Origin of the sequence: Brevibacterium sp. XM4083, assembly GCF_006489205.2 — a bacterium.
Lineage (GTDB): Bacteria > Actinomycetota > Actinomycetes > Actinomycetales > Brevibacteriaceae > Brevibacterium.
The window spans coordinates 1,174,220-1,197,411 of sequence record NZ_VFYR02000001.1 but is presented as its reverse complement, the minus strand read 5'-3'; the positions used below and the strand labels follow the sequence as shown (position 1 = coordinate 1,197,411).

Here is a 23,192-nt window from a genome sequence, read left to right as displayed (position 1 = left end):
GCCATGGCTGCACTGCGCAAGGGTGGTCCGGGTATCCCACCCCCACCCAAGGGTCCGCTCCGGGGGCTGTTCCGCCGGCTCGTGCCCCCGACCCTCGACCTCGACGACATCCAGGCGCTCATCCTCCGCCCACGTCCGGCGCCGTACTACGGCAGCCACGCCTTCGTCGAGATCACCGATCCCGCCGGCGGACGTGAAGCCGTGCGCAAGCTGCTCACCCGAGTGACGTCGGCTGCCGACTGGCGGGAACCGCGTCCCGCGTGGACCGCGGCAGCGCTGACGTATCCCGGGCTCGAGGCGCTCGAGGTGCCGCGCTCCTCACTGGAGTCCTTTCCCCGGGCCTTCCGCGAGGGCATGGCGGCACGAGCGGACAGACTCCGTGACCACGGGCCGAACGACCCGTCGCGATGGCAGTCACCTTTCGGCACCGGGCGCGTGCACCTCATGGTCAGCGTGTACGCGGACTCGGAGGAGGCCTGGCGCAGGGAACTGACCGGCTACGAAGAGCAGCTGTCCATGCTCACCGGTCTCCGCGTCCTGCTGCGGCAGGACTTCGGGGCACAGCCAGACTCCCGCAACGCGTTCGGCTTCAAGGACGGCTTCACGCAGCCCGTCGTCGAAGGCAGCGGCGTGGAGGGATGGCCCGGGGACGGGCGTGCGATCCGACCCGGAGAGTTCATCCTCGGCTATCCCTCAGAGGGTGGCCACGTATTGGACTCTCCAGCGCCGGATTCGCTCGGCCGGAACGGCACCTACCTCGTCTTCCGCAAGTACCACTCCCATGTCGACGCGTTCAACCGCTACCTCCACCGCGGCGCCGACACGGAGGAGGGGCGTGAGCTCCTCGCCGCGAAGCTCGTGGGCCGCTGGCGCAGCGGCGCACCCCTCGAACTCGCCCCCGATCACGACGACCCCGAGCTCGGAGCCGACGACTCACGTAACAACGACTTCCGCTACAGCGGCGATGCGTTGGGACTGCGCACTCCGGTCGGGTCGCACATCCGACGGATGAATCCTCGCGACACGCAGTTGAAGGTGCTCAGCGACGTCAACATCCGCCGCATCATCCGTCGATCCACCACCTACGGAGAGCCGCTGGGCGATTCGCTGCGCGACGACGGCCGACCGCGCGGTCTCGACTTCATCGCCATCAGCGCCCGTGCGATCGACACCGTCGAGTTCCTGCAGAGCGAATGGATCAATTCCGGCAACTTCATCGGCCGGGGAACGGAGAAGGATCCACTGCTCGGCGTTCAGGACGACAACGCCTACTTCACCGTGCCCGGCACCCCGCCTCGGCGCATCTCCGGAATCGAGACGTTCAACACGCTCGACGGCGGGGAGTACTTCTTCATGCCCAGCCTCACGGCACTCAAGTGGCTGGGCGACCTCTGAAAGGACTGACGTGACAACGACCTTCACCCGCTACCGAGACGACCTGGAACAGCCGGCCGAGAACGAAGACGAGATCATCGCCACGATCCTCGCCTCGATGGGCCGCGCCAACCAGGCCGTCGCCGAGAAGCACAGACACGGCCTCCGCGATGCCCATGCGAAGAGTCACGGCATCCTCGCCGGAGAACTCCGCATCCATGCCGATGCCCCCGCACCCTACCGGCAGGGTCTGTTCGCCGAACCGGCGACTTATCCGGTGATCGTCCGCTTGAGCACGGCTCCGGGCGACCTGCGCTCGGACGAGTTGAACACCCACCGCGGCATGGCCGTCAAAGTGATCGGAGTGCCAGGCGAGCGCGCCGTCGACGACGGCGCGATCACACAGGACTTCCTCCTCGTCAACGACGAAAGACTGCCGTTCGGGACGCTCGAGAAGTATTTGGAGTTCCAGAAGGTTCTCGAAGCCCAGCCGGGTCAGACCGACTCCGAGATCCGCTCCTCGACCCGAGCGGCGAAGGCGGTTGCTGCGGTCCTCACCGCGGCCCGACGCCCGCTGCCGGTTCCCGTCGAGGTGGCCACTGCGAGCAACAACGACATCCTCGGTGAGACATTCAACTCGCTCGCGGCGCTGCGTCACGGGGACTACGTCGCGAAGATCAGCGCTGCTCCGCGCACCCCGGCGCTGCGAGCCCGCACCGGAGCCGCGATCCCCAAGGGTGAGTCCGCACTCCAGCAGGTGGTGGCGGACTACTTCGCCCACAACGCCGGCGAGTACGATATCCGCGCGCAGCTGTGCACCGATCCGGCCGAGATGCCCATCGAGGACGCATCGGTCACCTGGAACGAGGCGAAGTCACCGCACGTCTCCGTCGCCACCTTGCATCTGCCTGCGCAGGAGACATACAGCGATGCCCGCCGCATCTACGCTGACGACACACTCTCATTCAGCCCCTGGCACGCGCTGGCTGCGCATCGCCCGCTCGGAGCCATCATGCGCTCACGGGCCCGCGCGTATCCCTCGTCCTCACACTTCCGACATGGATACAACCAAGTCGCAGCCCATGAGCCGCGGGACATCTCGGAACTGCCCGACTGAGCTGAGGTGCTGGTCGGGTCAGATCCAGATCGCGGGGTCGAAGAGCTCGAAGTCGGCGTCCGCCGTCTCCTGCGGCTCCGGGGTCGGAGCGGCACCGGTGCGCTTGGGGCGGACCGTGGCGGGGATGCCGACCGCGCTCGATTCGGCGGGCACATCCTTGACGACGACGGCATTGGCCCCGACTGAAGAGTTGTCGCCGACGACGACGGGTCCGAGGATCTTCGCACCGGCGCCGACGAGGACGTGGTTGCCGATCGTGGGGTGCCGCTTCGTCTTCTCCATCGACGTGCCGCCGAGGGTGACCTGGTGGTAGAGCATGACGTCGTCGCCGATGTCCGAGGTCTCGCCGATGACGACGCCGTTGGCATGGTCGATGAAGAAGCGCCTGCCGATCGTCGCACCGGGGTGGATCTCGACTCCAGTCAGCGCCCGTACCGCTTGGGACAGGAGTCGCGCGGGGACCTTGAGCTCATCGTGCTGCCACATCCGGTGCAGCCCCCTGTGCGCCCAGATCGCATGGAGGCCCGGATAGGAGAGGATCGAGACGAGATCACTCGAGGCCGCCGGGTCGCGGCGCTTGACGGTATCGAGGTCCTCCCGCAGCGCGGCCCGGACCCCCGGCCTCGTCAGACCGTATGCCGCCGCACCCGCCGCGGCGGCCGCCGCCGCCCACAGTGCCTTCATGTCCTCATCTCCTCATCCCGCGTGCTTCTCTTCCCCTCACAGAGTGCTCAAGGGGCGCCGGTGACCGACGCCCCTTGAGCGATCCCGTGCCGTCGGTTCCCTCAGTCGTCGAGGTACTGGGAGAAGAGCGGCGTCGAGAGGTAGCGCTCGCCGAAGTCCGGGAGGATGACGACGATGCGCTTGCCGGCGAACTCCGGCCGCGAGGCGACCTGTTCGGCGGCGACGAGCGCGGCACCGGAGGAGATGCCGACGAGCAGGCCCTCCTCCTTCGCGAGCTCACGGGCCCGATCGAAGGCGGCGTCGTTGTCGATGTCGATGACCTCGTCGTAGATCTCGGTGTCGAGGATCGCCGGGACGAAGTTCGCACCGATGCCCTGGATCGTGTGCGGACCGGCCTTGCCCTCGGTGAGCAGCGGCGACGCCGAGGGCTCGACGGCGACGATCCGGACGTCGGGCTTCGCCTCGCGCAGGGCGGCTCCCGCACCGGAGATCGTACCGCCGGTGCCGATTCCGGAGACGAAGACGTCGATGTCGCCATCGGTGTCGGCGAGGATCTCAGGGCCGGTCGTCGCCTTGTGGATGGCGGCGTTCGCCTCGTTCTCGAACTGACGTACGAGCACCGCGCCGTCGGCGGCGATCTCCTCGGCCTTCTCGACCGCGCCCTTCATACCCAGGGCCTTGTCGGTGAGGACGAGTTCGGCGCCGAAGGCCCGCAGCAACGCGCGGCGCTCCTTCGACATCGACTCGGGCATCGTGAGGACGACCTTGTAGCCGCGGGAGGCCCCGACCATGGCCAGGGCGATGCCGGTGTTGCCCGAGGTCGCTTCGACGATCGTGCCGCCGGGCTGGAGCTGACCGGACGCCTCGGCGGCGTCGATCATCGCCACGCCGATGCGGTCCTTGACCGAGTTCGCCGGATTGTAGGATTCGAGCTTCGCGATGATCTCGGCCCCGGTGCGCTCGCTGGCCTGATTGAGGCGGATGAGCGGGGTGCGACCGACGAGTTCGGAGACGTTGCTGTAGATGGTCAAGTCATGTCCTTCCAGATGTCCGTGGGCAGTCGAGCCTCGGCTGCGGCTGTCATCTCGTGGAACGAGACGTCACACGCCCATCTTAACCACGCGGTCCCGACGATCGCCTCCTCACAGGTTGCTCAACAATCAGTGTTCGCTGGGGGCGAAATCCTGCGTCACATTCCGACGCACGGAATGAATGACCTGGCACCGTGCGCGTTCGTACGTGCCTGGTTGCTCCGAAGCTCGGAGTGGTGACGATAACCGCTGAGCAATTACAGGCGCAGTGGGCGCGCTCAGGCGCTTCGCCCGTTGACCGAGCGCTGCCGCACACAGGCGACCTCAGCGCGAATTCTGAGACAATTCGGCGGGTCTGCGGATGACGAAGCTCTCGTCCGCAGCGGGCCCCTGCCCTGCCTGCGGCTCGATACGATGGAGACCATGACCGTTCATCCCATCGTCATCTACGGCGAACCCGTGCTCCACCGCCCTGCCGACCCCGTCACGGAGTTCGATGACGCCCTCCGGACTCTCGTCGCCGACATGCACGAGACCCTCGATGCGAGCAACGGAGTCGGTCTCGCCGCGCCGCAGATCGGCGTGGGTCTGCGGATCTTCGTCTACCACGCCGAGGATGACGCCGGGGTGCGCCGCCGCGGGACCTTCGTCAATCCCCGACTCGTCGCCTCCCGGGTGCCCGACGGTCGCCCCGATCCCGGCGAGGACACCGAAGGATGCCTGTCGGTGCCGAGCCTCGTCTACCCGCTCAAGCGCGCCGACCGGGTCACGGTCACCGGCGTCGACGAGGCGGGCGAGCCCGTCTCGCTGAGCGCCGAGGGCTGGTTCGCCCGCGTCATGCAACACGAGTTCGACCACCTCCAGGGCACCCTCTACGTCGACAGGCTCGACAAGCGCTGGGCGAAGAAGTGGAAGAAGGAGCAGGCCGCCGCCGGCTACGGCGAACCGGGAATGTCCTGGATGCCGGGCGTCGACCCGGATCCGTTCGGCCACTGAGCGATCAGGTCACCGAGGCACCAGGCCACTGAGCAACGCGCTCACTGAGCGGGCGCGCCGTCTCCGGTCTCGAGTGACTTCTGCGCCGCGGCCAGCCGGGTGTCGAAGTCGTCGAAGGTGTCGGCAGTCTCCTCGAGCTCGGTGAGGAGACCGGAGATGACCTCGGCCTGGGAGTCCGCGTCGATGCGCAGCTCCCGGAACTGCCAGTCGGCGGAATCGTCGGCGGCGGTGCGGGAGAGGACGTCGAGGACCCGGTCGCCGAGCTCCCGCGAGCGCTCGGAGTTGTGGAGCAGCACGAGCTGCTGGTCGAGCTCGAGCAGCCGCAGATAGTAGTCGTGCATCGACACGACGCGATTGGCCATCGAGGTGAACGCGACCGCGAGCTTCGTCAGGTACGCATCGACGGTCTTCGCCGTGCCCGCGTCCTTGATGCTCTCGATCTCCTCGCGGAGGCGGACGAGTTCGCGCAGCCGCACACCGATCGACGCCACAGCGTGGTCGAGGTCGACGCGGGAGACGTGGTCGGTGAGGATCGGATGCGTCCAGGCGCGAGTGCGCACGATCTTGCGGGCGATGGTGACGGCGAGATGGAAGAGACGCTGCTCATCGGTGTCGCGTCCCTCCTTCCGGCCGGGCTGGAAGCCGAGGCTCGCCGGTGTCAGCCACTCCGCGTGTGCCGCGCGCTGCCGGTTGCGGCGGTTGAGGCGGCGGGGATCGCGCAGGTACTTCGGTCCCGTCACGGCGGCGAAGACACCGGTGCCCACGGCGGTCGCCCCACCGAGGACGCCGAAGGTCAGGGCGGCATCGAGGTACCCCGCGAGCAGCGCAAGGCCGCCGGGAGCGGCGAAGCCCGTGGTCACGGCGGCACCGGTGGCGGTCCCGCCCTTGAACACCGCGGAGGTGCGGAAGAAGTTCCGGCGCATCGCGCCGGTGAGCATGATCGCGCTCGGGGCTCCGGCCGTGTACCGGTAGCCGCGGGCCTTCCAGGCGGCGAGGATCTCCTCGTTCACGCTGTCGGGCACCAGCACCCGGTAGATCGGCACGGTTCTGCCGCATTCGTCCTTCCACAGCGACTTCCACGCATGTGCCACTGCGTCCACCTCCACGCTCAGCAGGGGCGAGCCGGCTCGGCCGCCGACGCGCGCTCCGGGGAGAATGCGAACAGCCACACCCTCCGACTCTCTGAGGGAACCCCCGGGGTCCCCATTGCTCAGAAGTCTAGAGGGTGTGGCTGGATCAACGCTGAGTCCGGCTGGGCGTCAGCCGTTGATCTTCGCGAGGATGAGCTCCTTGGCCTTGCCGGCGTCGGCCTGACCGCGGGTGGCCTTCATGATCGGCCCCATGAGCGCGCCGATGGCCTGCATCTTCCCGCCCCTGATCTTCTCGACGACGTCGGGGTTGCCGGCGATCGCCTCGTCGACGGCGGCCTCGAGCGCACCGGTGTCCTCGACGATCTCGAGACCGCGGGCAGCCATCACCTCGGCGGGGTCGCCCTCTCCGTCGGCGACTCCGGCGAGGACCTCCTTCGCCAGCCGGTCGTTGAGCTTGCCGTCGGCGAGCAGGGCCGTGAGATCGGCGACCTGGGCCGGGGTGACGAGCTCGGTCGGGTGGATCTCCCGCTGGTTGGCGAGCCTCGCGACCTCACCGGTCCACCATTTGCGCGCGGCAGCGGCGGGCGCCCCGGCGGTGACGGTGTCCTCGATGGCCTCGAGGAGACCGGCGTTGACGATGTCGCGCATCTCGAGGTCGGAGAAGCCCCATTCGGCGGTCAGTCGGCGGCGCTTCTGGGCGGGCAGCTCGGGCAGCGACTCCTTGATCTCGGCGACCCAGTCGCGGGAGGGCACGAGCGGGACGAGGTCCGGCTCCGGGAAGTACCGGTAGTCGTCGGCGTCGGACTTCAGGCGGCCCGAGGTCGTCTCACCGGTGTCCTCATGGAAGTGGCGGGTCTCCTGGACGACCTTCTCACCGGCGTCGAGGACGGTGGCCTGGCGGGCGATCTCGTAGCGCACGGCGCGTTCGATCGAGCGGAACGAGTTGACGTTCTTCGTCTCCGTGCGGGTGCCCAGCGGTGCCTCGGGGCTCTCCCGCAGCGAGACGTTGACATCGGCGCGGACGTTGCCCTGCTCCATCCGCGCCTCGGAGACGCCGAGGGCGCGGAAGATGTCGCGCAGGGTCCGGACATAGGCGGCGGCCACCTCGGCGGCCCGCTCCCCCGTCCCCGTGATCGGGTGGGTGACGATCTCGACGAGGGGCACCCCGGCCCGGTTGTAGTCGACGAGCGAGTGGTCGGCTCCGTGGATGCGGCCGGTCGCCCCACCCACGTGCGTGTTCTTGCCCGCGTCCTCCTCCATGTGGGCGCGTTCAACGGGGATCGTGAACTGGGTGCCGTCCTCGAGTTCGACCTCGACCTGGCCCTCGGAGGCGATGGGCTCATCGGACTGGCTCGTCTGGAAGTCCTTGGGCACGTCCGGGTAGAAGTAGTTCTTCCGGGCGAAGCGGCAGGACTCGGCGATCTCGCAGCCGAGCGCCAGACCGATCCTGATCGCGTACTCGACGCCCTTGGCGTTGACGACGGGCAGGGAGCCGGGCAGACCGAGCGAGGTCGGGGTGATGTTCGAGTTCGGTCCGCCGCCGAAGGTGTTCGGGGCCGCGTCGAACATCTTCGTCGCCGTGCCGAGCTCGACGTGGACCTCGATGCCGATGACCGGATCGTACTTGGTGATCGCCTCTTCGTACTTCACTTGGTCAGTCCTTCCGCAAGGGTGTCGAGGACACGGGATCCGGCGGCTTCGAGAGCGGCCTCGAGGGGGCCGGCGACGGCGTACATCCGCCGGTCCTCACGCGCTGGAGCGAGCACCTGGAAGCCGACGGGCAGGCCATCGGCGAGGCCGGCGGGCAGCGAGAGGCCCGGGATGCCGGCGAGATTCGCCGGCAGGGTCGCGACGTCGCCGAGGTAGAGGGCCATCGGGTCGGAGGCGGACTCCGCCCCGAACTTCAGAGCCGTCGTCGGGGCCGTCGGGGAGACGAGGACGTCGACGGTTTCGAAGGCCTTCGCGAAGTCCCGCTGCACGAGGGTGCGGATCTTCTGCGCCGACCCGTAGTAGGCGTCGTAGTATCCGGCCGAGAGCGCGTACGTGCCGAGGATGATGCGGCGCTTGACCTCCGCACCGAAGCCGGCAGCGCGGGTCGCGGCCATGACGGTCTCGGCGGTCACCGGCCCCTCGGTCGGTTCGACGCGCAGACCGTAGCGCATGCCGTCGTAGCGGGCGAGGTTCGAGGACACCTCGGAGGGCATGATGAGGTAGTACGCGTCGAGGGCGTAGGAGATCGAAGGCACATCGACCTCGATGATCTCCGCCCCCGCGGCCGCGGCGACGTCGAGGACTGCGGTGAACGCGTCGCGGACCCCGGCATCGTAGCCCTCGCCGATGAGCTGCTTGATGACGCCGAGCTTCTTGCCCTTGAGCGTTCCGTTCTGCGCGAGCGCGACGAAGTCGTCGACCGGGTCGGGCAGGGAGGTCGAATCGAGCGGGTCGTGTCCGGCGAGCAGCATGTGCAGAGCCGCGGCATCGGCGACGCTGCGGCCCATCGGGCCGACCTGGTCGAGGCTCGAGGCCATCGCGATGATGCCGTAGCGCGAGATCGACCCGTAGGTGGGCTTGACGCCGACCGTGCCGGTGAAGGCCGCGGGCTGGCGCACCGAGCCGCCGGTGTCGGTGCCCACCGACAGCGGGGCCTGGAAGCCGGCGAGCGCGGCGGCCGCACCGCCCGAGGAGCCGCCGGGAACGTGCTCGAGGTTCCACGGGTTGCGGGTCGTGCCGAAGGCCGAGTGCTCGGTCGTCGATCCCATCGCGAACTCGTCGAGGTTCGTCTTGCCGAGGACCGGCAGACCCGCGGCCTTGACCTTGAGATGGACGGTCGATTCGTACGGGGGAACCCAGTTCTCGAGGATCTTCGAGGCCGCGGTCGTGCGCACGCCCTCGGTGACGACGAGGTCCTTGAGGGCGACGGGCACACCGGCCAGCGCATGGAGGTCCTCACCGCGGCTGCGCCGGTCGTCGACGTCCTTCGCCGTCGCCAGGGCGAGGTCGTCGGTGACGGTGATGAAGGAGCCGAAGTCCTCCTCGGTGTCGCGGATGCGGTCGAGGTGGGCCTGGGTGACCTCAACGGAGGAGAACTCGCCGGATGTCAGTCCTGCGGCGAGTTCGAGGGCGCTCTTGGCAATGAATTCGCTCATCATTCCTCCCCGAGGATCTGGGGGACGAGGAACTTGTCGTCGGCTGCGGCCGGAGCGGCGGCGAGCGCCTGCTCGCTCGTCAGGGTCGCGCCGACCTCGTCGGGACGGAGCACGTTCGACAGGGCGATCGGGTGGCTCGTGGCCGGAACGTCGTCACCGACGACCTCGTTGACCCGCGCGACGTTCTCCAGGATCGTCGAGAGACCGCCGGCGAGTGCGGCCAGTTCGTCTTCGCTCATGGCGATCCGCGACAGCGACGCCAAGTGCGCCACCTGTTCGGGGGTGATTGCGGAGGACTCCGTCATTCCCTGCCTTTCATCGTCGTTCAACACTGCGCTCCAGTCTAATGTCTCGACCTGCGCGCACCGGCACGCTGTGACCGTGACCCATCCCTCGCCGAGGCGGGCGTGCTCACTCCGCGAAGACCGGCGGACGACTCGTCACCGTCACCGGCGGCAGGCCGGCGGCATCGACCGGTTCGACCCGCACGAGCGTCGACAGCGCCGCGGGTCCCTGCGCGAGGCGGGACGTGCCATGATCGGCGGTGAGGACATTGGGGTTGCCGTGGATCTCGAGCGAGGCGGGGTCGGTCGGGTCCGCGGCCTCGTACCAAGCCCCGGCGGAGAGCTGGACGACGCCGGGGCTGATGTCCTCGCTCAGTTCGACCCCGGCCAGGCACGCGCCCCGGGAGTTGACGATGCGGACGACGTCGCCGTCGGCGATGCCGCGGGCCGCGGCGTCGGCGGGGTTGAGGCGGCAGGGTTCGCGTCCGGCGATCTTCGCCGCCTGGCTCGTCTCACCCGTGTCGAGCTGGCTGTGGAGGCGCTGCCCCGGCTGGTTCGACACGAGATGGAGCGACCCGGCCGGGGCGTCGGCGGCGCCGAGCCATTCGGTCGGGGGCAGCCACGCGGGGTGTCCGGGGCAGTCGTCGTAGCCGAAGGCGTCGATGGTCTCGGAGAAGAGCTCGATCCGTCCCGACGGGGTCGACAGCGGATGGCCTGCGGGATCGGCGCGGAAGTCCCCGAGCAGCACCGTGCTGCCCTGCGGGACGTCGACTCCCCCGTCCGCCCAGAACGTGGCGAAGTCGGGCAGCGCGATGTCATGGGCGGCGGCGGCCTGCCGGGTGCGCGTGTAGAGGTGTTCGATCCACTCCATCTCGCTCCGGCCCGCGGTGAAGGACTCGTGCGTGCCGACCCGGGCCGCGAGCGCTGAGAAGATGTCCCAGTCGGCGCGGGCGGCGTGGCGGGGACTGAGCGCCCGGTGCATGGCGACGATGCGCTTGTCCCCCGAGGCGGCGCCGAGGTCGTTGCGCTCAAGGGTCGTCGTCGCGGGCAGGACGATGTCGGCCTGCCGGGCCGTGGCCGTCCAGAAGGGTTCGTGGACGACGATCGTCTCCGGCCGCTGCCACCCGCGGCGCAGCCGGTTGAGGTCCTGATGGTGGTGGAAGGGGTTCCCGCCCGCCCAGTAGACGAGACGGGTGTCGGGATACGTCCTCACCTCGCCGTTGAACTCGTAGTCCTCCCCGGGGTGGAGGAGCATGTCGGCGATGCGGGCGGCCGGGATCGGCGCCGTCACCGGGTTCTCCCCGACGGGCAGGCGCGGCGCGGGGAACGGGTACTGCCAGTTGCCCATCGTGCCGGCGGCCCCGTACCCGAAACCGAACCCCGCTCCGGGCAGGCCGATCTGCCCGAGCATCGCCGCGAGCGCGAGCGCCGCCCAGTACGGCTGCTCCCCGTGGTCGGCGCGCTGCAGCGACCAGGCGACGGAGATCATCGTCGTCGTGCCCGCCATCTCACGCGCCAGTTCGCGGATCGTCTCCGCGGGGATCCGGGTGATCTCGGCCGCCCAGTCGGCGTCCTTGGCGATGCCGTCGCTGTCGCCGAGGAGGTAGGGGCCGAAGCGCTCCCACCCGACGCAGTGGGTGATGAGGAACTCCTCGTCGTGGAGGTTCTCCGTGAGCAGCGTGTGGGCGAGTCCGAGCATGAGCGCGGTGTCCGTGTTCGGTCGCACCGGCAGCCACTGCGGGTCGAGGAAATCGGGGGCGTCGTCCCTGAGCGGGGAGACGGAGACGAACCGGCAGCCGTTGTCGTGGGTGGTCCGCAGCCGGTCGGGGATCGGGTGGTCGGAGAGGCCCCCGGATTCGAGCTGAGTGTTCTTCAGCGCGATCCCGCCGAACATCACCCACAGCCGGGTGTGCTCGGAGACGACGTCCCAGCTGCTGAGCCGACCGTTGGCGAACTGGGCGGGCCCGAGGACGTGCGGGAGGATCATCGCCGCCGCCCCGAAGCTGTAGTTGCCGACCTGCGAGGTGTGTCCGCCGAAGGCGTTGAGAAACCGGTGGAGCTGGGTGCGGGCGTGGTGGAATCGTCCGGCGCTCGCCCAGCCGTAGGACCCGCCGAAGATCGCCGCATTCCCGTGCTCGCTGCGCACCCGCTCCAGTTCCCCGGCGTCGAGGTCGAGGGCCTCGTCCCAGTCGATCTCGACGAAGGGCTCGGCGCCGCGCAGATCGGTTCTGCGCTCATCGGTGCGGTGGGCGGAGGCGTCCGGCGCCGATCCCGTCGCGCCGCGGCGTTCGGCGCGCACGGCCATCAGCCACGAGCGTCGCACGGCGGGTCGGCGCACGCGCAGGTCGGAGTCGACGGAGTCGGCGAAGTCGTGGATGAGTCGGCTCGGGCGGGCATCGGTGGCGGGCGGAACCGCCTCGATGAGGGTGTCGTCGTCGACGACTGCGGTGAAGGACCCCCAGTGCGAACTGTGCGGAACAGTGCTCATGGGGTCCTCTCTATCACACGCTCACGCGCTCCGGCCAGGTTCGCTCACCGCGGATGTAGCCCGCCATGTCGCCGAGGACGCGGTCGGCGTCGGCCTGGGTGAATTCGCCGGAGCGCACCCCTGCCTGGAGGTCGGCGGCGAGTTCGGTGATCCGCGCTTCGACCGATTCGCCTCCCGCCCCGGCAGCGAGTGTGAGGTTCGGTGACGTCGCGGCCGTGACGGTGGCGTCGGTGGTGCGCGGGGCGAGGGCGAGCGGGTCGGGTCTCTCGAGTCCCTCACCGCGTTCGGCGCTGCCGGGCAGTCCCCCGCCCCACGGTTCGCCCTGCTCCTGCGGAGCCCCGGCCGTCGCGGTGCTCCGCTTCGTGTGGTGGTCAGGGCTGAGGACGAAGTCGGCGAGACCCGCTCCCAGAGGTGCCGCGGTGAGAACTGCTGCCAGAGCGACCGCGGTGCCGGCGATCAAGCGGGGGAATGCCTTCATGGCTCCCACTCTGCCAAACCATTCTGTCCTCATTCTCCGCTCCGCCTGAGACGTTCCTGGTCTCAGGCAAGGGACCCGGTCGCCAACAGCGTCCGGAAGCCGTCTTCGTCGAGCACGGGCACCCCGAGCGATTCGGCCTTCTCGAGCTTCGATCCTGCGTTCTCCCCGGCGACGACGTAGTCGGTCTTCTTCGACACGGAGCTTGCTGCTTTGCCTCCGGCGGCGAGGATCGCCTCCTTGATGCCGTCGCGGGTGAACGTGCTCAGCGATCCGGTGGCGACGATCGTCAGCCCGGCCAGGGTCTGTGGCGCGGTCTCACCGACTTCGTCCTCCATCCGGACTCCGGCGGCACGCCACCGGTCGACGATCTCGAGGTGCCAGTCGACGGTGAACCAGTCGCGGATGCTCGCAGCGATCGTCTCCCCGATCCCGTCGACGGCGGAGAGCTCCTCGAGGCTCGCCTCGCGGATGGCGTCGAGGGAGTGGAAGTGTGCGGCCAGGGTCCGGGCGGCGGTCGGTCCGACGTGGCGGATCGACAGCGCCACGAGCACCCGCCACAGGTCCTGGTCGCGGGCCTTGTCGAGTTCGGCGAAGAGCTTCTTCGTGTTCTGGCTCGGGGCACTCGGCTTCTTCGCCGTCCCCCGGGTGTAGAAGTACGGGACGAGTTCCCGCTCCCCCGTCTCGACGCCCTTGACGCGCTTGTTCCGCCAGATCTTCACGTCCGCGAGATCGTCGGGGGTGAGGTCGAAGAGTCCGGCCTCCGAGGACAGCGGCGGGGTCGCGGGTTCGGCGGGCGCGGTGAGCGCGAGGGCGGCCTCCTCGCCGAGGGCTTCGATGTCGAAGGCGGCCCGGGAAGCGAGGTAGAAGATCCGGTTGGTCACCTGCGCCGGGCACGACTGCGCGTTCGGGCAGCGGACGTCCTTGTCGCCCTCCTTCTGCTCGCCGAGGAGGGTCCCGCACGACGGGCAGTGGGTGGGCATGACGAATTCGCGTTCGGAGCCGTCGCGGGCGGCGACGACGGGGCCGAGCACCTCGGGGATGACGTCTCCGGCCTTGCGCAGGGTGACGGTGTCGCCGATGAGCACGCCCTTGCGCTTGACCTCGTATCCGTTGTGCAACGTCGCGCGTTCGACGGTGGAGCCGGCGACGGTGACGGGTTCCATCACCGCGAACGGGGTGACGCGGCCGGTGCGCCCCACCTGCACCTGGATGTCGAGGAGCTTCGTCGTCACCTCCTCGGGCGGGTACTTGAACGCCGTCGCCCAACGCGGGGCCCGTGAGGTGTAGCCGAGCGCCTCCTGGACGGCGAAGTCGTCGATCTTGACGACGATGCCGTCGATCTCGTGGGAGACGTCGTGGCGGTGCTCACCGTAGTAGGAGATGAACTCCTCGATCTCCTCGACGGCCTCGAGGACCTTGTAGTACTCGCTGATCGGCAGCCCCCACGAGCGGAACTGCTCGTAGACCTCCGACTGCTCCTTCGGCTCCGGGTGCGAGGCGTCGGCGGGTGCCCATGCGGCGATGCCGTGGACGAGCATGTGGAGCGGACGGCTCGCCGTGACCGCCGGGTCCTTCTGCCGCAGCGACCCGGCGGCGGAGTTGCGGGGGTTGGCGAACGGGGGTTTGCCCTCGGCGACGAGCTGCGCGTTGAGTTCGGCGAAGGCCTCGATGGGGAAGAACACCTCGCCGCGGATCTCCACCTCGGCGGGCGGGAACTCCGTATCGAGGTGCTGCGGGATGTCGGAGATCGTCCGGACGTTCGCGGTGATGTCCTCGCCGATGCGCCCGTCGCCGCGGGTCGCGGCGCGGACGAGTTCGCCGTCCCGGTAGAGGAGGTTGACGGCGAGTCCGTCGATCTTGAGTTCGCAGAGGAACTTCGACTCAGCGCTCACCGCGCCGCTGACCCGGTCGTACCACTCGCGCAGCTCGGCGAAGTCGAAGACGTTGTCAAGGCTGTACATGCGCCCGATGTGCGTGACCGGGGAGAACGTCGTGGTGTCGACGGATCCGCCGACGGTCTGCGTGGGCGAGGAGTCGGTGACGAGCTCCGGGTACTTCTCCTCGAGCGCTTCGAGTCGGCGGGAGAGCTCGTCGTATTCGGCGTCGGAGACGAGCGGCGAATCGTCCTTGTAGTAAGCGGCGCGATGCGACTCGATCTGCTCGGCGAGTGCAGCGTGAGCCTTCGCCCGGGCCGCGGCGTCCTGCAGGTCCAAGGTGTCGTCCATGGTCGTGTCTCCGTCTCGCTGTGTCTGGCTCATCTATCCCTCCGTCAGGGCTCGCCGCAGTCCCGCCGCCAGCCGCATCGCCGGCTCATCGGCTCGCTCCGGCGTCGCCGCCGGAGCGAGCAGCGGCGGGTGCCCCAGCGGCAGCTCCTCTCCCGTGAGCACGCCGAAGTCCGCGAGGCTCGCCGCACCCATGCCGACCCGCTGCCACGGTTCGGCGATGCGGTCGAGCCACTGCCGCACGTCACCGGGTTGGGAACCGGCGTCGGCGGGCAGGCGGATCCACGTGCCGACTCCCGCCTCGGCGAGGATCGCCAGCTGCTCCCACCCTGCTGCCCTCAGACTAGCCAACGGCACGGACACGGCGCCGGCGCCGGTGGAGGCGACCACCTCGGCGGCGGGGATCTCCTTGCCGCGCAGCCGCAGGGGCGCGAGGTCGGGGAGGCTGAGCAGGGACGGCGGCAGGTGACCGAAGGTCGAGGTCAGCGCCGCGAACACCTGGGTCTCGCTGATCGCGGGCAGGCTCGCGAAGCCGGAGACGGTGGGCCAGGTGCCGGTGAGGACGGGGTCGAGCCGCATCTCGGCGAAGCGGATGACGGTGCGCAGCCCGAGCCTGCGCAGCCTCTCGGTGAGGCCGGCGATGCCGAAGGCGTAGGCCTGGACGACGTCGCGTCGCGCTCCGGCGTCGCCGAGGACGCGGCCTCCCGACGGCAGGCTGAGCGCGGTGACGAGCGTCCAGGGTCCCGGCAGGGAGACCTGCACAGCACCGGGGAAGCCCTCGCCGTATTCGGCGACGGCGTCGAGGGCTTCGCCGAGTCCGGAGGTCTCGAGCCGTTCGTCCCGTCCCGCCGCGGCCGTCAGCCGCCACCCATAGGACGCGCGGTCGACGTGGAGGTCGGTGAGCAGGCCGACGGCCCGGCCGATCGCGTCGGCGCCCCACCGGTCACCGGAGGGGTGGGCGATGAGCGGGACGGGAGGCAGGCCTGAGGCGAGGATGTCGAAGCCCGCCGAGGCGGCCCGCCGGGAGACGTCACCGGGACGGGGCGCGGCGCCCGAGTCGGAGGCGCCGAGGCTGTCCCCACCGGGAATCCACACCGACGTCGTCGTCGCCGACGGGGTCAGGGACTGCGTCTCAGCGGTGCCTGCGGCTGCGGGGGATTCCGAAGACGTCGACATAGAATCCGAACTCGCTTTCCAGGGAATCGATGATGGTCTCGGTGCGGACGAAGCCGTGGGATTCGCCCTTGTACAGACGGTAAATGTACTCCACTCCGGCCAACCGGAGCATGTCGACGAACTCCTGCGCCTGATTGGGCGGGACGATCGGGTCGCGGTCGCCCTGCATGATCGCCACGGGCACCCTGATGTCGCTCGTGCGGTGGATCGGCGAACGGGAGAAGAGCGCATCCTGCGCCTCGGGCCAGGGGCCGACGAGACCGTCGACGTAGTGCCTCTCGAAGTCGTGGGTGTCGACGACGAACCGCATGAGGTCGGTGACCCCGAAGTACGAGGTGCCGCACGCGAAGACGTCGGAGCTGATGAGCGCCGACAGCGCCGTCCAGCCTCCCGCCGAGCCGCCGGAGATCGCGATCCGCAGCGGGTCGGCGAGACCGGCAGCGATGAGGCCCTGAACGGCTGCGACGATGTCGGCGACGTCGACGATCCCCCACTGTCCGCGCAGGCGCTCGCGCCAGGCCCGGCCGAAGCCCGTCGACCCGCCGTAGTTGACCTCCATGACACCGATGCCGCGGGAGGCGAAGAAGCTCATCCGCGCCGACATGTCCGCCGTCGCCTGCCCGGTCGGTCCGCCGTGGGCGATGACGACGTAGGGCGGGCGCTCCCGGCCGAGGGCGATGAAGCGGGGATTGTGGGGCGGGTGGAGGACGACGGGGACTCCGCCGAGGACCGTCGTGTGCGGGTGCGCGTAGTAGTCGGCGTGAGCGTCGAGGCGCTCCGTTGCGATCTCCGTGAACGTCCCGGTCGCCCGGTCGACGGCGATGAGCGCGCCCGGGCAGTCCGGGGACTTCGCGGTGAGCAGGACGTGAGTGCGACCGAGATCGTGGAGTTCGATGCTCCCGAGCGTCGCGATCTCCTCGACGACGAGCGCCGAGGCGGCGGTGGCCTCCCCGGTGAGAGTGGCGGTGGCAACGGTGGCGGCGGTGTCGCGCGCCCGCACGAGGGCGGCCATGTCCGACTGCGCGTGCGCCCACACCTCGTGACCGTCGCCGAGGTGCCACAGCGCCCCGAGCTGCCACAGCGGTCCGCCGATCTCGGTTCCCGTGTCGAGGACGGGACGGAGGTCGGTCAGACTGAGGTCGACCGCCTCGGCGGCCGACGACGCAGCACCGGCCCCAGAGCCCACCACATCACCGAGGTCGAGTTCGTAGAGCGCCCAGTGCCCCTGATGATCCGAGCACAGCCGCAGCGTCGCCGGTCCGCTGAACTCCGGTTGGAGGAGGGCGACCTCGTCGCCGTGGAGGACTGCGGCGACGGACGGGTCTCCCCCGGCGCCGAGGTCGATGACCCACAGGCTCGTCTCGTCCCACGGCATGTGCGGGTGCTCCCACCCGATGAACGTGAGGAGTCGGCCGTCGGCGGAGATCCGCGGCCAGGCCATGAAGTGCGCCTGCGTCGCGAGCTCCCGCATCGTCCCGAAGCGGGTGATGAGCACGATCGAGCGCCGCCGCACCGTCGAGCGGCAGTCCTCGCGCACGCAGAGCAGCCCCCACGGGGTCATGTGGAGGTCGCCGTAGCGGATGAGACCCGAGGTCTCCGGTGTGAGCGCATGCGGCGAGCGGCCGGGGATGAGCTGCCAGACGCGCTGATCGGCGGCGTTGACGAAGTAGACGATCTCGCTGTCGGGGTCGAGCGCCCATGCTCCGCCGCCGTATTCGTGGACGGCCGAGCGGATGTTGAACGGCTCCGGCAGGATCCGCTCCCCCGAACCCGGATGCGGCAGGGAGGTGCGGACCAGACCTGTCCGGGAGTTCTCGGTGGGGAACTTCGCCGAATAGTAGACGTGCTCACCGCGGAAGGCGGCTTCGAAGATCGGGGCTGCCCCGGTGGCGACCTCCGCTGCGCTCAGCGGCGAGGACCACGTGCCGTACGGCGCGGTGACGACGTCCTGGGGCGATTCCTTCATTCCCCCAGGCTACCGCCCCCGGCGGGCCCGTCACCGGTGCGCATCACCGGTGCTCATCACCGGTGCTCATCACCGCGCGCCGAGGCGGTCCCTGCCGGTGACGTCGATCGTGGCCTGACCGAGGACGCGGGTGCCGCGGTAGACGACCATCGTCTGTCCCGGGGCGACGCCGGAGAGCTCCTCGGCGACGTCGACGTGGAGGAGCTGGCCGGCGGGCCGGGCCGCCGGCACCGCGGCTTCGTGGTCGGGCGCCTCGGTGACGACGTCCCCGAGCCATGCCCGGGCGGGCACGGGGTCGGAGTGGGCGCGGATCTGGACCTCGCAATCGATCCCCGTCTCCGGTGAGGTGCCGATGTCGGCGGGCGCGGGCCCGGCCCACGAGGTGCGGATGCCGGTGAGATGGGAGACGCCGAGGTCGGCGCGGGAGCCGACGGTCACGGTGTTCGAGGCGGGGTCGAGACCGGTGACGAAGCGCGGCTTGCCGTCGCCCGCGGGCTTCTCGATGCCGAGTCCCTTGCGCTGGCCGATGGTGAAGGTCATCGCGCCGTCGTGCTCGCCGAGGACTTCGCCTTCGGCGTCCTTGATGAGACCCGGGCGCATCGGGATCTTGTCGGCCAGCCAGGCCTTCGTGTCGCCGTCGGGGATGAAGCAGATGTCGTAGGAGTCGGGTTTGTTCGCCACCGAGAAGCCGCGCTCGGCCGCCTCGGCGCGGACCTCGGCCTTCGAGGCGGTCGCCCCGATCGGGAAGTAGCAGTGCTCGAGCTGCTCGCCGGTGAGGACGCCGAGGACGTAGGACTGATCCTTTGCGAGGTCCTCGCCGCGGTGGAGCTCGGGGCGGCCGTCGGCGTCGCGGACCACCTCGGCGTAGTGCCCGGTCGCGATCTGGTCGAAGCCGAGGGCGAGCGCCCGATCGAGGAGGGCGGCGAACTTGATGCGCTCGTTGCAGCGCATGCACGGATTCGGGGTGCGGCCGGCGGCGTACTCGGCGATGAAGTCATCGACGATGTCCTCCTTGAACCGCTCGGAGAAGTCCCACACGTAGAAGGGGATGCCGAGCATGCCCGCCACCCGGTGGGCATCGCGGGAGTCCTCGATCGTGCAGCAGCCCCGCGACCCGGTGCGCAGGGTGCCGGGCATCCGGGACAGGGCGAGGTGGACGCCGACGACTTCATGGCCGGCGTCGACGGCGCGGGCGGCGGCGACGGCGGAGTCGACTCCGCCGGACATCGCGACGAGGACCTTCATGCGCTCTCCTGACTCTCGTGTGCCGTCTGCCGCCAGCGCGGCGTTGCCGAGACCATGCCGGCCCGGCGGGCCTGGTCGACGACGGCGGGCAGCGCCTCGAGGAGCGCGTCGATGTCGGAGGCGGCGGTGTCGTGGCCGACGGTGAAGCGCTGCGCGGAGCGGGCGACGTCCTCGCTCATGCCCGCGGCGAGGAGGACATGGGAGGGGCGGGAGACGCCGGCCGAGCACGCCGATCCCGTCGACGTCGCGATCCCGCGGGCGTCGAGGCCGAAGAGCAGGGAGTCGCCCTCGCAGCCGGCGAACGTGAAGTGGGCGTTGCCGGGCAGACGGCCGGTCCCGCGCGGGCCCGACAGTCTCGCGCCCTCGATCGTCGCCTCGACGCCGGCGATGAGGCGGTCGCGGAGGTCGGAGAACTTCGCGGCCCGCGAATCGAGGTCGGAGGTCGCGAGGTCGACGGCCGCGGCGAAGGCGACCGCGCCGGCGACGTCGAGGGTGCCCGAGCGCACGCTGCGCTCCTGACCGCCGCCGTGGAGGATCGGGGTGGGCGAGGCGGCGCGGTCGAGGAGGAGGGCGCCGATGCCGACGGGACCGCCGATCTTGTGCGCGGTGATCGTCATCGCCGTGGCTTCCAGTTCGGCGAAGTCGAGCGGGATCTGTCCGAGCGCCTGGACGGCGTCGATGTGGAACGGGATGCCGAGGTCGCGGGCGAGGCGCCCGAGTTCGGCCAGCGGCTGGATCGTGCCGATCTCGTTGTTCGCGGCCATGACCGACAGCAGCGCGGTCCGGTCGGGGTCGCGCCGCAGTGCCGCCTCGGCGGCGGGCAGGTCGATCCGGCCGGTCTCGTCGACGTCGAGGAGGACGATCTCCGCGCCCTGGGACTCGAGCCAGTCGACGGAGTCGAGGATCGCATGGTGCTCGATCGCCGAGGTGAGGACGAGGGGTCGGGAGGGTTCGGCGAAGCTGCCGTTGTTGCGGGAGAGGTAGAGGCCCTTGACGGCGAGGTTGTCGGCCTCCGTGCCGCCGGAGGTGAAGACGACCTCGGAGGAGCTCGTCGCCCCGAGTGCCCGGGCGATGTCGTCGCGGGCCGTCTCCAGCCGCATCCGGCCGGCCTGACCGACCGCGTGCAGCGACGACGGATTGGCCCGGCGGCTCAGCTCGGTCGTGTAGACGTCGAGCACCGCCTGGGGCATCGGCGAAGTCGCGGCATGGTCAAGATAGATCGGCACGTCGAGTATTTTAGGCGCTCGGGCCCGGCCCCGGCCAGGTTCCGTGCCCGATCTCACCCGCCGCCGTGCCCGATCTCACCCGGTTCCGCCGGTCGGAGCGGTCTTCGCCGCGGGGCCCTGCGGACTAAACTTGTCCGGGTGTTCACCGTTTTCACGCTCGTGCTCTATGCCGTCGCCGCCGTGCTCACCGTGTGGGCGATCGTCGAGACGATCCGCAATCGACCTGCCGGCCCGCTGCTGCTCGGCTGCTCCGCGCTCCTGCTGCTCCTCCTCATCGTCGAGCTCGTCATCTCGATCGCGACCTTCGGGGGCACCGACGGCGTCGACCCGCTCCTCTACTTCGGCTATGTCATCACCGCGATCCTCGTCATCGCGCTCGCCGGGTTCTGGGCGTTCGCGGAGCTGAGCAGGTGGGGTCCCGGCGTGCTCGCCGCCGCCGGACTGACGGTGATCATCATGATCGAGAGAATGGACCAGATTTGGCTGTGAACAGACGTGCCACGGCACCGCGCTCACCGTACTCGGCGATGCATTCGGGCCCCGGTCGGGCCCTCACCGCGGTCTACGGGATCTTCGCACTGTCGGCGACCGCGCGGGCCGGCTACCAGGTCATCCGCGAATTCGACGTCGCCCCGGTCGCCTACACGCTCTCGGTCATCGCCGCCGCCATCTACATCCTCGCGACGGTGTGCTTCGTCATCGGCAACCGGGTCACGCACCGCATCGCGATCGCCGCGTGCCTGACCGAGTTCGTCGGCGTCATCATCGTCGGCATCCTCAGCTTCACGCATCCCGAGGACTTCGCGAAGCCCTCGGTGTGGTCGAACTTCGGCTCAGGCTACGGCTTCATCCCGCTCGTGCTTCCCCTCATCGGCCTGTGGTGGCTGCTGCGGGTGGGCCGGCGGGTGCGCCAGGAGCAGACGAACCCGGCGTGACCTCCTCACTCGATCCGTGAGGAGAGGATGTCCCAGTCGGTGTTGAGGGCGGTGATCGTCTCCCCGTCCTTGAGCAGGACGTAGGGCTGGGCGGTGTCGACCTTGACGGTGTTGCCGTCCTTGTCGTTCGTCTTCACGGCCTCGATCGTGTCACCGAGGTCGACCGAGTAGTCCTCGGGCACCTTGATCGTCAGCGTGCAGCGGATCTCGCCCATGCCGAGCGCGCCGTTCTCCGTCGTCAGCGTCATCGACCCGAAGTCGAGGTCCTGGTACGGAGTGCATTCGACGGTGACGTCGTCGAAGCCGGAGTCTTCGTTGCGCAGACCGCCGACGTAGTCCTGGAACGACTTGAAGCCGCCCTGGTCGAGTCCGGAGACGATGCCGCCGTCGACCTTGCCGTCCTTGAGGAACGTCGAGATCTGATCGGCTGCGGTCGCCATCTCCTCGGTGAACTTCTGCGGGGCAGGTTCGACCGCTCCGCTGCCGTCGGCGAGCAGGGTCGGGGCCTGATCGGCGGGAATGAAGACCGCGGTGCGCACGAGCGGCTGCACCGAGGCGGATTCGCGGGTGGCCAGCTGCACCTGCGTGAGCTTCTCGTCCCCGCCCGTCGTGCCGAGGGCGTAGAACCACATCGGGTAGTCGGTGAAGGCGGGTCCGCCGGCGACGACCTCGGTGAAGTTCGGGGCGCGCAGGTTCTGCTTCGTCTTGTCCGCGATCTGGATCTGCGCGCGGGTCCGGTCGATGAGCGGGGCGCCCTGGATCGTTTCGAGTCCCTCACCCTTGTCGGCGAGGATCTTGTCGAGCGACTCCGTGTACGCGGTCATGAACTCCCCGGCCTCGCCCGGGCGGACAGCAGTGCGCTCGTACGGGGTGACCTGCGGGGTGTCGGGCTGGGCGATGGGCAGCGCACCGCAGCCGGTCAGCGCCAGTCCCGAAGCCAGCGTGATGCCGGTGGCTGCACGCACCCGGGTGTTCCGGCGCCGAGGCGGGGCCGCAGGTTTCGCCGGCTCCCCGGTCGGTTTCCCGGTCGGGTCCCCGTTGCCGGTCGGGGCGCCGTCGGCGGGCTCCTGCCCGGTCGTCGAGGCGGACTTCCGGGACTTCCGGCGGGGCGCCTCGGTGCTGGGGCGGCGCTCCTTGAGCTTGCCGGACTGCTTGCGCGGGCGGATCCGACCGTTCCACCAGCGGAGGAAGAAGTAGGCGGCGAAGCCGAAGGCGATGATCGCGGCGGCCAGGCCGATGAGGCTGAGCGCGAGCACACCGGCCACGCGCATCTTCAGCTGCACGGTCGTCCCGTCGAGGTTCTCCCCCGCCGTCGCCGGCGCGATGACGAGGACCTGCGGGTCGGCGTCGAGGTCGAAGGTCTTCGACACGGTCGCCCCGGTCTCCGCCGATGTCCACCAGTCCCGACCGGCGATGTCCGCGGCGGGCGCCGGGTCACCGGGGATCGAACGATGGGTCGCCTCGTTGGGGAAGTCGACGTCGCTGATCTGGACCTGGGAGACCCCGTCAAGGTAGCTCGCGGTGTCGACGCCGTTCGCGGTGCCGAGGAAGAGCTCCTTGCCGTCGGCGTTCGTCGCCTCGATGGTGACGTTCGTGCCGGAGAACGGCACGATCGCTTCGTCGAGGACGACGGCGTAGGACCCGTCGGAGACTTCGAAGGCCGGGGTCTCGGTGACCTCGTCGGTGCCGACGACGGACATGGCAGAGGCCACCAGCACAGTCAGGATCACGCC

Annotated in this window: 19 protein-coding genes; 5 read left to right on the top strand and 14 right to left on the bottom strand. The window is 69.7% G+C overall.

Annotation, left to right across the window (positions count from 1 at the left end; translation table 11 throughout):
- Positions 1–3 precede the first annotated feature (3 nt).
- Together FJ887_RS05320 and FJ887_RS05315 are read left to right on the top strand one after the other, a co-directional pair.
- Complete coding sequence (locus FJ887_RS05320; RefSeq protein ID WP_250786159.1) at positions 4–1,395, top strand: Dyp-type peroxidase; 1,392 nt, start codon at positions 4–6, stop codon at positions 1,393–1,395.
- Between the two features lie 10 nt (positions 1,396–1,405).
- A complete protein-coding gene (locus FJ887_RS05315; protein ID WP_140954618.1) occupies positions 1,406–2,491 on the top strand; it encodes a catalase family protein in 1,086 nt (361 codons plus the stop codon).
- An 18-nt stretch (positions 2,492–2,509) separates the two neighbouring features.
- On the opposite strand, the gene epsC is transcribed toward FJ887_RS05315, so the two are convergent.
- Together epsC and cysK are read right to left on the bottom strand one after the other, a co-directional pair.
- Positions 2,510–3,175, bottom strand: coding sequence for a serine O-acetyltransferase EpsC (epsC, locus tag FJ887_RS05310; protein ID WP_140954620.1), 666 nt, complete (start codon positions 3,173–3,175; stop codon positions 2,510–2,512).
- 101 nt (positions 3,176–3,276) lie between these two features.
- Positions 3,277–4,206, bottom strand: coding sequence for a cysteine synthase A (gene cysK, locus FJ887_RS05305; protein ID WP_137826083.1), 930 nt, complete (start codon positions 4,204–4,206; stop codon positions 3,277–3,279).
- 423 nt (positions 4,207–4,629) lie between these two features.
- Here cysK and def point away from each other — a divergent pair, with 423 nt between their 5' ends.
- Positions 4,630–5,202: a peptide deformylase gene (gene def / locus FJ887_RS05300; protein ID WP_140954621.1), complete on the top strand. Its 573-nt coding sequence runs from the start codon at positions 4,630–4,632 to the stop codon at positions 5,200–5,202.
- A 41-nt stretch (positions 5,203–5,243) separates the two neighbouring features.
- Here the strand turns inward: def and FJ887_RS05295 are convergent, their stop codons facing one another.
- From FJ887_RS05295 to FJ887_RS05245, 11 genes are all read right to left on the bottom strand, one after another.
- The gene (locus FJ887_RS05295) at positions 5,244–6,302 is read right to left on the bottom strand and encodes a hypothetical protein (protein ID WP_137826081.1); all 1,059 of its coding nucleotides are present in this window, start codon (positions 6,300–6,302) and stop codon (positions 5,244–5,246) included.
- 159 nt (positions 6,303–6,461) lie between these two features.
- Positions 6,462–7,943 carry an Asp-tRNA(Asn)/Glu-tRNA(Gln) amidotransferase subunit GatB gene (gene gatB, locus FJ887_RS05290; protein ID WP_137826080.1) on the bottom strand — a complete coding sequence of 494 codons (1,482 nt, stop codon included), beginning with the start codon at positions 7,941–7,943 and terminating at the stop codon, positions 6,462–6,464.
- On the bottom strand, positions 7,940–9,439 hold the full coding sequence (gene gatA, locus FJ887_RS05285; protein ID WP_140954622.1) for an Asp-tRNA(Asn)/Glu-tRNA(Gln) amidotransferase subunit GatA: 1,500 nt from the start codon (positions 9,437–9,439) through the stop codon (positions 7,940–7,942). Before gatA ends, gatB begins: the two co-directional genes overlap by 4 nt.
- Complete coding sequence (gene gatC / locus FJ887_RS05280; protein WP_140954623.1) at positions 9,439–9,744, bottom strand: Asp-tRNA(Asn)/Glu-tRNA(Gln) amidotransferase subunit GatC; 306 nt, start codon at positions 9,742–9,744, stop codon at positions 9,439–9,441. The genes gatA and gatC overlap by 1 nt, the downstream gene beginning before the upstream one ends.
- A 106-nt stretch (positions 9,745–9,850) precedes the next feature.
- Entirely contained in the window at positions 9,851–12,211 is a 2,361-nt protein-coding gene (locus FJ887_RS05275; protein WP_140954624.1) for a molybdopterin-dependent oxidoreductase, read from the bottom strand.
- A gap of 13 nt (positions 12,212–12,224) precedes the next feature.
- Positions 12,225–12,689 carry a hypothetical protein gene (locus tag FJ887_RS05270; protein ID WP_140954625.1) on the bottom strand — a complete coding sequence of 155 codons (465 nt, stop codon included), beginning with the start codon at positions 12,687–12,689 and terminating at the stop codon, positions 12,225–12,227.
- Positions 12,690–12,751: 62 nt separating this feature from the next.
- Positions 12,752–14,947, bottom strand: a complete 2,196-nt coding sequence (ligA, locus tag FJ887_RS05265) for an NAD-dependent DNA ligase LigA (RefSeq protein ID WP_502799902.1) — start codon at positions 14,945–14,947, stop codon at positions 12,752–12,754.
- Complete coding sequence (locus FJ887_RS05260) at positions 14,948–16,087, bottom strand: uroporphyrinogen decarboxylase/cobalamine-independent methonine synthase family protein (protein WP_140954628.1); 1,140 nt, start codon at positions 16,085–16,087, stop codon at positions 14,948–14,950.
- Positions 16,044–18,053, bottom strand: coding sequence for a S9 family peptidase (locus tag FJ887_RS05255; RefSeq protein WP_140954630.1), 2,010 nt, complete (start codon positions 18,051–18,053; stop codon positions 16,044–16,046). The genes FJ887_RS05260 and FJ887_RS05255 overlap by 44 nt, the downstream gene beginning before the upstream one ends.
- A 69-nt stretch (positions 18,054–18,122) precedes the next feature.
- Complete coding sequence (mnmA, locus tag FJ887_RS05250; protein WP_140954632.1) at positions 18,123–19,298, bottom strand: tRNA 2-thiouridine(34) synthase MnmA; 1,176 nt, start codon at positions 19,296–19,298, stop codon at positions 18,123–18,125.
- A complete protein-coding gene (locus FJ887_RS05245; protein WP_181365594.1) occupies positions 19,295–20,524 on the bottom strand; it encodes a cysteine desulfurase family protein in 1,230 nt (409 codons plus the stop codon). Before FJ887_RS05245 ends, mnmA begins: the two co-directional genes overlap by 4 nt.
- A 138-nt stretch (positions 20,525–20,662) precedes the next feature.
- On the opposite strand from FJ887_RS05245, the gene FJ887_RS05240 reads away from it, so the two are divergent.
- A complete protein-coding gene (locus FJ887_RS05240; RefSeq protein ID WP_137826071.1) occupies positions 20,663–21,013 on the top strand; it encodes a hypothetical protein in 351 nt (116 codons plus the stop codon).
- Positions 21,014–21,051: 38 nt separating this feature from the next.
- On the top strand, positions 21,052–21,459 hold the full coding sequence (locus FJ887_RS05235) for a hypothetical protein (protein ID WP_181365621.1): 408 nt from the start codon (positions 21,052–21,054) through the stop codon (positions 21,457–21,459).
- A gap of 5 nt (positions 21,460–21,464) precedes the next feature.
- Here FJ887_RS05235 and FJ887_RS05230 read toward each other — a convergent pair whose 3' ends face one another.
- Entirely contained in the window at positions 21,465–23,171 is a 1,707-nt protein-coding gene (locus FJ887_RS05230; protein ID WP_250786158.1) for a hypothetical protein, read from the bottom strand.
- Positions 23,172–23,192: the final 21 nt, after the last annotated feature.